Raw genomic sequence first — 13,081 nt, 5'->3', positions numbered from 1 at the left:
CCTATGCTATCCTCAATATAGAAAGCTCGAAGAAATTCTGGGGTGAAGTTGATATATGCATAAAAATGAACCTAGAATTAGCAATGGCTTGAGAGTTTCCGAGAGTACTATGCAAATATTATGGGGTGATTATTATGCCTAGAGGACGAAAAAAAATAGAAAACGCTAAAAGTGAATTAATTCATGTTAGAATAAATGAGGAACTAGCAAACGCCTTAAGGAGTTTCTGTAAAGCAAGTAATATAAGCAAAAGTGAAGGTATAAGACTTCTACTTGAAAGCATCTTAAAATAAACAATATTTTATAAAATATTGTTTATTTAGGAATTAACCATTAATGTATTTGAATATAGCAACAAAAAAGTAGTTAAGATAACTCTCAACTACTTTTTTATTGCTATACTTTATTAATTAATTTTTGATTATTTACTATGATATTAAAAATTTTTACCAATGACAACTAGCTTTTTATTGCTTTTTATTAACTTGCTTTTATCTATTCCAACTTTTACTTTTATTTTTTTCATATCACTTAATCCCACCTTATATATAATTAAACCTATAGTGCTTGTAACTCAAATATTTGTTGTTTTATTTTTCTATATTAGTATTATCACCCATTTTCTTGATGTTAATCACTTAAAAAAAGGCGCTTTATTTACTTTATAATAAAGCACCAAATACTAAAGTATCTAATGCTTTAAAATAATAGCTAATAAAATTATATATATTAGTAGTTCTCCTTACATAATGTACAAAAAAATAAAAAGCTCCGAGATATTAATCTCAGAGTACATTAACTATTCTTTAATTTTATAAAAACAACTTCATTACATTTCTTACAAACTAATGCTATAGTACCATCATCACAATTTCTAAATTCAAAGTTCATTATTTTATTATCTGTTTTTACATCTTCTATGTTTCCACATTTACACATTAATTTCATTGTCTATCTCCAATCTGTAATTAGGTTTACATGATTTAATTATACATCAAATTTAAAATAATTGTTTACACTATAGTGTATCTCTATAATAGAAAATAAATTAAGAATATACCTACTATATTTTTTCAGTGATACAAACTTGGAGCTGAAAAAGGGAGTCGAACCCTCGACCCACGCATTACGAGTGCGTTACTCTACCAACTGAGCTATTTCAGCATAATTAAAAAATTTGCATCTATTTAATAACATATAAACTTTTACTTAGTTTTAATCCGTTTATATCTGTAAACGAATTAGTAACAATTAAGATTAAATCAACTACCCACCATATTCCAAACCCACCAAAGGTTATAATCATTAAAATTCCTGTTCCTATTTTACCTACATAAAATCTATGAATGCCAATTGCACCAAAAAAAACACACAAGAGTAATGCAACTAACCTATTTTTATCACTAACAGTCTGTACCTTAGTCGTAGTACATTGAATTAATAGGTTAATACCACAATCTTTGCAAAAATTAGATTCATCATTATTTTGAGATTTACAATTAGGACAAAACATTTGGATCACCCTTTTCACATTACTAAAAATGTTTCATTTATATTTTATCACATGTGGCAACATTTTACCATATATATGTAGTCAGTGCTTTTAATTCTTTGATTTTAATAAATAAAAAGGAGTGAAAAGTCATCACTCCAAATCATAATGACATATCTTTAATACGGCTAAGCCTTTTCCTGTATTCAATTTCAACAGAATCTAATTTCTTATTTTTCTGATTTAAATTTGTTTTCTTAGCATCAAATTCATCATCAGTTTGTGGCATAGCATCCCTAAAAAGTTCTCCAACCATATTACCTATATAATCTTTTACTTCAGGATTATCTAATATATTTGCAATATCTACTGTATCTAATTGCTTAACTTTATTTCCATAATCTCTATAAAACCTTAAAGCCTGCTTTATAAGTTTAGAATTATTGATACCTCTCTTCTCCATATTACCAACATAATTAATTAAGTCTTTATCAGTTTCCTCTCCCAAATTTGAGGACACAGTTTTACGGAGTGCACCCATAGTTAATTTCCTTCTATTGTTGTTGCAGCAACTTCTTTATTTCCATCTAAATAATCAATTACCAATAATTCCTTATATCTTTCAGCAAATAGTATAGCATTGGCACATTGTGGATTTTTATTGTCTATTAACTTTGGCTCAGTTTTTCTAAACTCACTTTGTAGGTATTCTAATAATAATTTTGCTGGACCACCTATTATTCTTATATCTTTACAAGTATTAGGTTTAAAAGAACTATTAATTGAACTAATTGCTTTCTCTACATAAGGTCTTAGGATAAGATCTTTTATGTCTTGTAATACATTTTCTTCTCCAAATGGTAATTCATTATCTTCTAAAAATTCGATAGCATCTGATATGTCATAATTGCCATCAGATCCTTCCGCAGAATTAAATTTCGTTAGGAGAGCTTCAATTGTTGGTTCAAATCCATGTTGAGCAAAACTACTAGCCTTAGTCATTCCAAGAACCTTATTTCCAAATTCATCTTTTTCATATTTCCAATGGGACACATCTAATGTACCACCACCAAAATCAAGTAACAACATTGGGTAACTAAATGTTTCCATAGTTTCAGCACTTAATGTACCCCCTTGTTTGAATACTTGCACATCTATAATTTCTATATCATATGTTATATTATTTATAGTTATAGATTGTTTTTCCATCTTCTTAATTTCATTTTTAAGTGGAATACTGTGATCTATATAGTACTCAGCAGGAAGTCCCACAGCCAATCTCACCTTTATCTTAGTTTCACCTTTAAAGCTTAGTGCAATAGCATTAAGCAAATTTAACTTGTAATGATCCGACATATATTTGTTAGAATCCATATTAAGCTTACCATCTTTATTACCTACAGTATATAATTTACCATTCCATGTAATATTACTTATCCCGGTTGCACGAGATCCATGTTTACTTACAGCAGATACTCTACTTGCAAAAGTTACATTAGTACTTGTTTTGGTAAATGTATTTCCTATGTCTACAGTTAGTACAGATGCTAACATTTTATTTAATACAGGATATTTTTTTGATATTTCTGTCAAATTCATTTTGATTTCCTCCTAAATATTTCAAATTATGCTTTATTGTATATATTCTATATTATGTATTAAATTCCTTCTTTTGTAAAAAATAAATTTATAAATATTTATAGACTTATTTATAGATGTTTATATGCCTACTTGTAAATGTATATATATATATCTACAGATGTAGATATATGTAGATATATTTTAGATAAATCGTCCTTACCGGTATAATTATTATATTGCACCCTACCTCTCGTTATATATTTATAAAAATAAAAATAGGATAACAAAACTTATAAGTTCTGTTATCCTATTACTATCTACTGTTTATAAATTATATTTAATCCCTATGAATTACATCAAGTCTTGCAAATTTACTGAATTGACCTATCCATGCAAGCTTTATAGTACCTACCGGACCATTCCTTTGCTTTGATATTATAAGTTCTGCTACATTTTTATCTTCTGTCTCCTCATCATAATACTCATCTCTATATAAGAACATAACAAGGTCAGCATCTTGCTCGATAGACCCTGATTCTCTAAGGTCAGATAACATTGGCCGATGGTCAGTTCTTTGCTCTGGAGCACGTGATAGCTGTGATAATGCTATAACAGGACACTGCATCTCTTTAGCTAATGCCTTAATAGATCTTGATATTTCTGATACTTCTTGTTGTCTACTTTCCGTGTTGCTTCCGGACATAAGTTGAAGATAATCTATAACTATCATATCTATACCATGCTCCATTTTTAATTTTCTACATTTAGAACGCATTTCCATAACAGAAGTTCCAGCTGTATCATCAATATATATTTTAGCAGCCGCGAGTGGTCCAGATGCTTTCGCTATATTTTCCCAATCTTTATCTTCTAGATTACCATTTCTAAGCTTAGTCATATCAACATTCGCCTCTGAACAAAGTAATTTATATGCAAGTTGCTCCTTAGACATTTCAAGAGAAAATAGAGCTATACTTTTTCCTTCTCTTAACGCTGCATACTCAGCAAGATTAAGTGCAAATGTAGTTTTGCCCATGGATGGCCTTGCTGCAATAAGAATCATATCTCCCTTTTGAAATCCAGCGGTTTTTTCATCTAGTTCTGGGAACCCACTGGATATTCCAGTTGTTTCTCCTTTATTGTTAAAAATTCTTTCTATTTCTAAGAAACCTCTCTCAAGCACCGTATTCATCGGTTCAAAGTCCCCTGAATTCTTTTTCTCTGCTATATTAAAAACTTTTTGCTGTGCAATATCCATTACATCTTCTACATTATCTTGCTTATTATAGCAATTTTCCATGATTTCAGTAGAAGCTCTTATGAGTTTTCTTAAAATAGATTTATCATCTACTATTTTTATATATGAACTTAAATTTGCTGTTGAGGGCACTGAATTGCTTATCTCTGAAATATAAGTAATTCCCCCTGAGGCTTCAAGTTTTTCAGCAGAACGTAGATGCTCAACTAAAGTAATCATGTCAATAGGCGTATCCTTTTGATATAAATCAAAGATAGCATTGAATATAACTTTATGAGAATCTCTGTAAAAATCATCACCTTTTAAAACTTCCACTACTCGCAATATAGCTGTTTTATCTATTAGCATTGATCCAATTACCGATTGTTCTGCTTCTAAGTTATATGGTAAACTTCTAAGCGGTGTATCCATTTTTTTATCTCTCCTAAAGTAACGTTTTATGCCCTGCTAAAAATGCAACACAAAATGTGATGATTTAACAGGGCGTTTAATTATAGTTAATTGTATTTCACATTAAAAAACTAATTTCATTAGTTCTTCAATGTTTGTTGCAGATTTTGTTTCGATATCTTTAATATCTGTAGGTACTTCTTTTTCATTCTCTTTAGGAAGAATAACAAGTTTGATTCCTTTTCTCCTAGCACCATAAATCTTTTCGAATATGCCTCCTACTGGCTTAATAATACCTCTTAGAGATATTTCCCCAGTTACTGCAACATCCTGCCTTAATGGCTTTTCTAGAAGGGAACTAATCATACATACTGTTATAGCTGCTCCCGCAGATGGTCCATCAATTTTACCTCCACCTATTACATTTACGTGTATATCATAATCCTTAATATCTTTATTCGTTGTTTTTCTTATTACTGATGCAGCATTAAATACTGAGTCCTTAGCCATACTTCCAGCAGTATCATTAAATCTTACTTGTCCTTTACCTTTTTCCTTTGCCTCAAATACTGAGGTCTCTATTTCTATAGTTGATCCTATATATCCTGATACTCCAAGTCCATATATGTGCCCAACTTCAAATTTTACATCATTACTTACTTCCTCATACGGTGACAATCTACTTATTGATATAACATCTAAAAGGTCCTTAATCCCAATTTTAATGTTAGCAATGTCTGCTTGCTTTCTATTATGCAATACATATCCATAAGCATCTGCTAATATATTTATAGCTTTTCTTCCTTCAATAGTATATCTACCAATAGTTCGTGCTACCCCATCTTCAATTTCAACTTTTAATTTGTCAGCCGCATTTACTACAATATTCTCTATGTCACTTGCAGTTAATGGTTCAAAATAAACTTCAGTACACCTAGATCTTAATGCTGGGTTTATCTCCGATGGTTCTTTAGTAGTGGCACCTATCAAAACAAAATCTGCTGGTGCACCTTTATCAAATAAGTACTTTATATATTTAGGTGTATTTTCATCTTCTGGATCATAATAAGATGATGAAAACTCAACTCTTTTATCTTCTAAAACTTTAAGTAATTTATTTTGAAGTATACTATCAAGTTCTGCTATTTCATCAATAAATAATACTCCTCCATGAGCCTTTGTTACAAGGCCTGGTTTCGGTTCAGGAATTCCACCCTCTGCTAAATCTCTTTTACTTCCCTGATATATTGGATCATGAACTGAACCTAAAAGAGGATTTGTTATTTCTCTTGGATCCCATCTAAGTGTTGTTCCATCTACTTCCACAAATTTAGCATATTTATCATAAACAGTATAACTTAACTTTTTAGCTTCTTCAAGAGCAAGTCTCGCTGCCGTTGTCTTACCAACACCTGGTGGTCCATAAAGTATAATATGTTGAGGATATGGTGATGCCATTTTAGATAAAAGTGATTTTATTGCTCTTTCTTGACCAACTATTTCACTAAAACTCTCTGGCCTTAATATAGCCTGTATATTTTTAGTAAGTTTTCTTCTATCAAGAGCTTTTAATTCATTATATTTTTTAAGTGTCTTAGCATTTTCAGGACCCTTTTGTTTCTTGATTATACCAAGCCTTATTTCATCAACATATTTATCTTGTTTATCCATTAAATTTTTTTCTACATCAACTTCTATTTTATTTTGAATAAATCTTCTAGCTATCTCATCAGTTAACCACTTATCAGTATCATCAAATACTTCTTGTATATTTTTTTCATTTGGAACAACTTGAGCGCCTTTACCATTGCTTATGACTTTATTTAATGCATATAATTTTTTATACATATTTTCACTTTTAATGTACTTTTGAAGTTTAAATTTAATAACTTTAGCTTTTATAGTGCCTTCGTCTAATACATTCCTCATTATTTCATCTAATACGTCAATTTGTGTATCTATCGGTAATGCCTCTTTTAGTACATCTTCTCCACTCTTTACTTCATGTTGGTCTTTATTCTGATCTTCAAGTAATGTTTTCAATCTTAATTAGCTTTATTAAATAAGATTATCGCTTATTTAACAAAGCATTTCCTCCCTCGTTTTATATGATTACTCCTCACAAACAAGAACTTTTATCTTAGTAGATATTTCTGGATATATTTTAATTTCTACTTCATAAGTTCCTAATAATTTTATTGTGTCTGTTACTATTTTTTTCTTATCTATATCTAAATTGAATTGCTCATTTAACACTGCGGCTATATCTTTGTTTGTAATTGCACCAAAAAGCTTTCCATTTTCTCCAGCTTTGCAAACTATTTTTATAACTTTATCTTTAAGCTCATTTGCTGACTTTTGTGCATCCTCAATTTCAGATGTTTTCTTTTTTCTTTCTATGTCATTCTTTTTAGTTAATATGTGCATATTTGAGTTTGTAGCTTCCTCAGCTAATTTCCTGGGGAATAAATAATTTCTAGCATATCCATCTGCAGCGTTTACCACATCACCCTTTTTGCCCATACTTTTAATATCCTTTAATAAAATAATTTTCATTATTTTTCATCCTCCCTTATGTATTGGTCGATTGCTTCATTTAGTTTATCAACTACTTCTTCAAGTTTCATTGAAGTAAATTTTGTACCAGCCATAGTCATGTGTCCACCCCCACCTAATGTCTCAAGTATTAACTGTACATTTATATTACCAAGTGATCTTCCACTAATATAAACTTCATCTTCTATTTTAACCACAACAAATGATGCTTCAATACCAGTAATGTTTAGAAGTTCATCAGCTGCTTGAGCGGCTATCACCGTATCTTGTATTATAGGTGGACAAACTGCTATGGCAATTCTATTTTTAACTTTTGCAGATTTTATAATATCAGCTTTTTTCAGAAAAATGCTTAAGTCATCTGAAAACATTTTTTTGACAGCCATAGTATCTGCACCATGACGCCGTAAAAATGCTGCAGCTTCAAAGGTCCTAACTCCCGTTTTAAAACAAAAATTCTTTGTATCCACACATATTCCCGCCAAAAGACTTACTGCCTCTATATGTTTAAGCTTTGGTTTATCTACCATATATTGAATCATCTCAGTAACTAATTCTGAAGTAGAAGATGCGTAAGTTTCCATATAACTGAGCACTGCCCCTTGTATAAAATCTTGTGCTTTTCTGTGATGATCAATTATAACTACTTTTTCTACCTCTTTTACTATTTCTAAACTCTGCACATGGCTTTCATTGTGAACATCTACAAGTATCAACAGATTATTTTGGCTTTTAACACTCTTAAATCTCTCACTTGATATAAAAGTATTCTTATATTCTTCATCACCCAGTATTATGTCCATCATACTTTTTATGCCACTATTAACTCCCTCAAGAATAATATAGCATTCTTTATCTATACTTTTAATAATACTATATAAACCAATAGCTGCACCCAAACAATCAGGATCAGCATTTTTATGCCCCATTATAAATATTGTTTTACTCTCATTTACTAAATCCATTAATGCATGTGCTATAACTCTTGCACGGACTTTAGTTTTTTTCTCTACTTCTTTTGTCTTTCCTCCAAAGAAAGATAATTTTTCACCCTTTTTAACTACTACTTGATCACCACCACGACCTAGAGCAAGCTCTTTTGCAGATGTCGCAAACTCATAATTTTTAAGAGGTGTATCTTCTCCCCTTCCTACACCTACACTTAAAGTAACTGCAAGTTTATTTCCATTACTTATTTCACGTATACTATCTAGTATATCAAACTTTTTTTCTATTTCTTTTTCAATATACTTGTCTTGAACTATAATAACATATTTATTGGATGTATACTTCTTTACCATAGCATTTATGCCTTGACTATAGCTGTTTATTGTTCGCTCAATATCTGCTATAAGGAGTGGAGCCTTATCTTCATCTGTAGTTTTAATAACATCATCAAGATTATCAACTTCCACAAGCATTATACTTTCACGATCCCCATTGATACCTTTTATTAAATTAGTTTTTTCAGTTATATCATAAAAGTATAGGAGCATAATCTTATCTTTTACATTTTTATTTTCATTCGTATCTACAATATTTGTATAAATCTCATAACATTTTTTTTTAATTTTGATGTTTGTAAACAAATTCTTTTTTCCTTCTAATACCTGTTTTAAGTTTAATTCCTTAATTATATCTCTAATATTTTTATTTAAAAGGTCTTCTCCCTCAAGCATTGTAATTACACTTTGATTGTACCATAAAATGTTTCCCATATATCCTATTATTATTAGAGGAAAAGGAAGTTTAACCAAAGTACTTGTAGTTGCTATGTCAAGTTTCGATGAAAAATTTTCTATAAACTTTCGCCACTCACCTTTTTTGATTTTTGAGTTATAGATATTATACACTACTAGTATCGCATATAATCCTAATGCTATTAATCCCACTTGAAAATGTCCATAGTAAAATATTATATATATGAGTAGGGCCATCGTCACCATATATATTTTATTATTCACATTAAAGTAATTATATTTATTGTCCATAATTAGCCCCCAATTATTTTCTCTTAATTCTATATGGATCAAGCTTTCTAAAATCAAAAGCCATTTCCATGAGTCCTATTGAAAAGTAAATATTACCAAGAGGCGAAAGTATTGTTAAACCTAAAATCAATATTACAATTGGTTTGGATAAATTTTTTTTAACCCTCAAAAAATATGTACTTGCAGCAAGTCCATTTATAATGAATACAAATTGCGAAAGAATTATAGAAGATTTCTGTATAAATTCCCCACCAATTATATTCTTAGATGATAGTATTATTCCTATGCAAACTATACCTATCAATATGGCCCCAACAATATTAGAAACATAAACCTTACTAAAAGGTAATATCTTCTCCATTTTATAGTTTAATTTCTTTAATATTTCTCTAGCTACTATGTAATTTAAATAGGCTGATATAACTGAAAAAATAAAAATAGTTGCAGGTATTAATGCTAAAATCAATCCAACATCTATATTATTTATTAATTGCAAATTTTTATCTAACAGTTTCAATTTTTCTGGAGTTACTCCCGCTTGTAAATAAAGACCTTTGGCACTATTGAATGACACATTAATTGTTTGTTTCATAAATTCCAGATTTTTCGAAATAAAATTCACAAAACTTACTTTCTCTATAAATAGCATAGAAAAAGCTATGGTTAGTATATTGGATATTCCAGAACCCATAGCTAAATATATTAAAGTTTTAGATGATTTCTTATTATTCTTAACACAATAACCAAGGATGACACCAATAATACTATAAGTTATAGCCGAGTATATTGCCATTATTGGATTATAGACTAATGATGCTATTATTACGCTCACAAATATAGCAGTAATTGTAATTTTGTAATTATGCCTTATATAGAGTATTGCCACAGGAATTGGTAATATTAATGTACCTATGAATGATACAATTGGCAAATATCCGGTTATGATCATTATAACTGCTATTATAACAGATATAAGTGAAGCCTCTACAATTGCCTTTGTACTATAATTTTTATTCTCCATTTTTTCCTCCAGTATTTATCTTCCCTTTATATGCGAGTATAGTTTACTTAAGTCCTTTCCATCCTTTTCGATATTATCTCCTTCAACTATTCCAACTTTAAGTTTCTTTTTTATGTTCTCATCTACTGCTGCATTTGAATATCCTAACCTCTCACCTAATATATATAAAAGTATTATTGCTCCTGAAATACAATCAAGTATTGCATCTTGAGCAACATTGCTTCCTTTGCTTAGTAATTTGAAGAAATCTCCTATTATACATAATAGCTCAGCCTTCAAACTTTCAATCAACTTAACATTAGACATTATATTGAAATCATCTCTTTTCATAGTATATCATCTCCCCTAGTAGGCTTGTGCTTATAACTCTATTTTAGTTAGTTTTTAAAATTTATGCAACTAAAGTTTATTTTTATATAAATTATCAATAATATAACATGTATAACTTTATATTTTTACATTATATGGGTTACAGTTATAAGTATACTACATATCACACTGTATAATATATAATTTTAAAGTTATATTTATATTATATATTAATTATTGACATAAATCATAAATTATACTGCAAAAAAATAAAAGCAGCCACCTTAAGGCGCTGCTTTCAATCACTTACTATTCAGTAGTAAATGGTAATAATGCTATGTTTCTTGCTCTCTTAATTGATACAGTGAGCATTCTTTGATGTTTTGCACAGTTGCCAGAAATTCTTCTTGGAAGAATCTTTCCTCTTTCTGTAACATATTTTCTCAATTTGTTTATATCTTTATAGTCGATTGCAGTTGCCTTATCCATACAGAAAGCACAAACTTTTCTTTTCATTCTCTTTCTGTTTCCACCGGCACCGCCGCCGCTTCTTTTATGATCATTCATAGCCATTGATATTTTCCCTCCTTACCTAATATTAGAATGGTATATCTCCATCATCAATTGGTGTTATATCGCTATCGCTGCCAAAATCTTTAGATTTAGCATTTGATTCGCTTTTATTCCCACCTTGATTAGTATTCGTATCTGATGATTTGTTTCCTCCCCATTCAAGGAAGTCCACTTCATCAGCAATCACTTCAGTAACATATCTTCTAGTACCATCTTTAGCCTCATAATTTCTAGTTTGAATGTTTCCAGAAACGCTTAACAATTTGCCCTTACTCATGTAATTGGCAGTAGCTTCAGCTTGCTTTCCAAATACCACTATTGGTACAAAGTCAGCTTCTGGTTGACCTTCTCTTTTAAATCGTCTATTGACGGCTACAGTGAATGTGGCTACAGCTGTTCCTGTTCCTTGAGCAAACCTTAACTCAGGATCTTTCGTTAATCTACCAACTAAAACAACTTTATTCATAAAAACACCACCTATTTTTCTGGATTTACTATGATATGTCTTATAACACTGTCAGTGATTCTGAATATTCTATCTAATTCTTTCGGTAATTCAGGGCTTGCGTTAAAATTGATTAGTGTATAGTGACCTTCACTAACTTTTCCTATCTCATAAGCTAATTTTCTTTTACCCCAAATATCAACATTTTCAATCTCTCCACCATTGTTTTCTATTACACCTTTAAATTTTTCAACGTTAGCTTTAACAGCTTCTTCGTCTAATGAAGGATGTAATACGAATATAGTTTCATACTTTCTCATTAATTTCACCTCCTCCCCTCGGACTAACGGCCATGCATTGCACGGCAGGGATTACAATAACAAATTATATCACTTAATTATACATTAATCAAGTAATTATTCTTTTGTAGTTGAATTCTCTTTTATAATTTTTCTTACCCCTGAATCAAACTTAATTCTTGGAAGCATAACTATCCTATCACAACCTAAACATTTTATTTTTATGTCTGCACCCAATCTTATGATTTCCCAGTTTTTACTACCACACGGATGGATTTTTTTCATTTCAACAATATCACCTAAGTTAAATACTTTCATTTCATATCCCACCTTTAATTCTTAATAGAAATTATTAAAACAACATAATTAATTTAGCCCTATAGTCATCGGGTTTATACTTTCTCCATCTACCAAATAAATTTTCTTTACGTTTATGTTTTGTAACTCAATAAGTTTAATTATACTTTTAATATTTTTCTCGTCTGTTTTTAAACTAATTCCACAACTTTTAGTTATATGCGTTGGTGTAGGAACAACTATTACCCTAACATTTTTTTTAAGAGCTTCTCTTTCTGCCTTTATTGCTTCATGCGTGTTTTGAAATGTTACCAAATAAAATTTGTCCAATGTTTTTTACCCTGCTTTTTATTTTATATTATACATGTTTTATAAATTATTATCTTAATAATTGTTCTTCTACTTCAAAGTTGCAATATTTACTATTACATATAATAATTCGTAATCCCATTGATTTTTTTGATTATGTATATTATTACCGCTTATAAAAACACAAGACATTTCTCGGATATGGTTAAATCATCTCCTGGTTCGCTGTAACAGCTCTGAAAGAGATGCATAATCTCATATAGGACCTGCATCCACTTCATAATAAGATTTATCCCTTTGCAATTCTCTGGAGCAGATAACAATTCTTAATTGTTATCCCCCCACTGAAATTTTATTTTGCTAGGGTAGTTAATTCCCATTTATAGAGGTGGGAGACTTTCCTTTTGAACTGTCGTTAAACCTAATCATTTCGTATACATTTTTATAACTTTATATTATAATATGATTAAGCCACAAAAAGCTATATTTTCTCCGGTAGGAGTTAAGCTATTTCAAATTTTAGGCTATGCCTCTTGAAAATATTGTAAATTAATATGAAA

At 30.0% G+C, this 13,081-nt stretch carries 16 protein-coding genes and 1 tRNA gene; 1 reads left to right on the top strand and 16 read right to left on the bottom strand.

The features are described 5' to 3' along the window. The first annotated feature begins 134 nt into the window (after positions 1–134). Positions 135–293, top strand: a complete 159-nt coding sequence (locus tag KPL38_RS14915; RefSeq protein ID WP_216289939.1) for a hypothetical protein — start codon at positions 135–137, stop codon at positions 291–293. 502 nt (positions 294–795) lie between these two features. Here KPL38_RS14915 and KPL38_RS14910 read toward each other — a convergent pair. The 16 genes from KPL38_RS14910 to KPL38_RS14835 all read right to left on the bottom strand — a co-directional run bounded on the left by KPL38_RS14910 (position 796) and on the right by KPL38_RS14835 (position 12,542). Then, entirely contained in the window at positions 796–948 is a 153-nt protein-coding gene (locus KPL38_RS14910; protein ID WP_216289938.1) for a hypothetical protein, read from the bottom strand. A 140-nt stretch (positions 949–1,088) separates the two neighbouring features. Next, a tRNA-Thr gene (locus KPL38_RS14905) sits at positions 1,089–1,164 on the bottom strand. 19 nt (positions 1,165–1,183) lie between these two features. Continuing rightward, entirely contained in the window at positions 1,184–1,513 is a 330-nt protein-coding gene (locus tag KPL38_RS14900; RefSeq protein ID WP_216289937.1) for a TM2 domain-containing protein, read from the bottom strand. 142 nt (positions 1,514–1,655) lie between these two features. Then, positions 1,656–2,033 carry a hypothetical protein gene (locus KPL38_RS14895; protein ID WP_216289936.1) on the bottom strand — a complete coding sequence of 126 codons (378 nt, stop codon included), beginning with the start codon at positions 2,031–2,033 and terminating at the stop codon, positions 1,656–1,658. A 2-nt stretch (positions 2,034–2,035) separates the two neighbouring features. Next, on the bottom strand, positions 2,036–3,091 hold the full coding sequence (locus KPL38_RS14890) for a ParM/StbA family protein (RefSeq protein WP_216289935.1): 1,056 nt from the start codon (positions 3,089–3,091) through the stop codon (positions 2,036–2,038). Between the two features lie 319 nt (positions 3,092–3,410). Next, positions 3,411–4,742 (bottom strand): replicative DNA helicase, encoded by a 1,332-nt coding sequence (locus tag KPL38_RS14885; protein WP_216289934.1) that lies wholly within the window; start codon positions 4,740–4,742, stop codon positions 3,411–3,413. Positions 4,743–4,844: 102 nt separating this feature from the next. Further along, complete coding sequence (lonC, locus tag KPL38_RS14880) at positions 4,845–6,764, bottom strand: Lon family ATP-dependent protease (protein WP_216289933.1); 1,920 nt, start codon at positions 6,762–6,764, stop codon at positions 4,845–4,847. 69 nt (positions 6,765–6,833) lie between these two features. Next, the gene (gene rplI / locus KPL38_RS14875) at positions 6,834–7,277 is read right to left on the bottom strand and encodes a 50S ribosomal protein L9 (protein WP_216289932.1); all 444 of its coding nucleotides are present in this window, start codon (positions 7,275–7,277) and stop codon (positions 6,834–6,836) included. After that, positions 7,277–9,268 carry a DHH family phosphoesterase gene (locus KPL38_RS14870; RefSeq protein ID WP_216289931.1) on the bottom strand — a complete coding sequence of 664 codons (1,992 nt, stop codon included), beginning with the start codon at positions 9,266–9,268 and terminating at the stop codon, positions 7,277–7,279. Before KPL38_RS14870 ends, rplI begins: the two co-directional genes overlap by 1 nt. A gap of 13 nt (positions 9,269–9,281) precedes the next feature. Next, complete coding sequence (locus KPL38_RS14865) at positions 9,282–10,289, bottom strand: YybS family protein (protein WP_216289930.1); 1,008 nt, start codon at positions 10,287–10,289, stop codon at positions 9,282–9,284. Positions 10,290–10,304: 15 nt separating this feature from the next. Then, complete coding sequence (locus KPL38_RS14860; protein WP_216289929.1) at positions 10,305–10,619, bottom strand: MazG-like family protein; 315 nt, start codon at positions 10,617–10,619, stop codon at positions 10,305–10,307. Between the two features lie 288 nt (positions 10,620–10,907). Then, positions 10,908–11,171: a 30S ribosomal protein S18 gene (rpsR, locus tag KPL38_RS14855; RefSeq protein WP_071614782.1), complete on the bottom strand. Its 264-nt coding sequence runs from the start codon at positions 11,169–11,171 to the stop codon at positions 10,908–10,910. 25 nt (positions 11,172–11,196) lie between these two features. Continuing rightward, positions 11,197–11,637: a single-stranded DNA-binding protein gene (locus KPL38_RS14850; protein ID WP_216289928.1), complete on the bottom strand. Its 441-nt coding sequence runs from the start codon at positions 11,635–11,637 to the stop codon at positions 11,197–11,199. An 11-nt stretch (positions 11,638–11,648) separates the two neighbouring features. After that, on the bottom strand, positions 11,649–11,936 hold the full coding sequence (rpsF, locus tag KPL38_RS14845) for a 30S ribosomal protein S6 (protein ID WP_216289927.1): 288 nt from the start codon (positions 11,934–11,936) through the stop codon (positions 11,649–11,651). Between the two features lie 96 nt (positions 11,937–12,032). Continuing rightward, on the bottom strand, positions 12,033–12,233 hold the full coding sequence (locus tag KPL38_RS14840) for a DUF951 domain-containing protein (RefSeq protein ID WP_216289926.1): 201 nt from the start codon (positions 12,231–12,233) through the stop codon (positions 12,033–12,035). A 48-nt stretch (positions 12,234–12,281) separates the two neighbouring features. Then, a complete protein-coding gene (locus KPL38_RS14835; RefSeq protein ID WP_216289925.1) occupies positions 12,282–12,542 on the bottom strand; it encodes a putative Se/S carrier protein in 261 nt (86 codons plus the stop codon). Positions 12,543–13,081: the final 539 nt, after the last annotated feature.

Origin of the sequence: Clostridium psychrophilum (assembly GCF_018861705.1) — a bacterium.
In the GTDB taxonomy this organism is placed as follows: Bacteria; Bacillota; Clostridia; order Clostridiales; family Clostridiaceae; genus Clostridium_AD; species Clostridium_AD psychrophilum.
The sequence above is the reverse complement of the archived record's forward strand: the minus strand, read 5'-3'. Positions and strand labels throughout refer to the sequence as shown.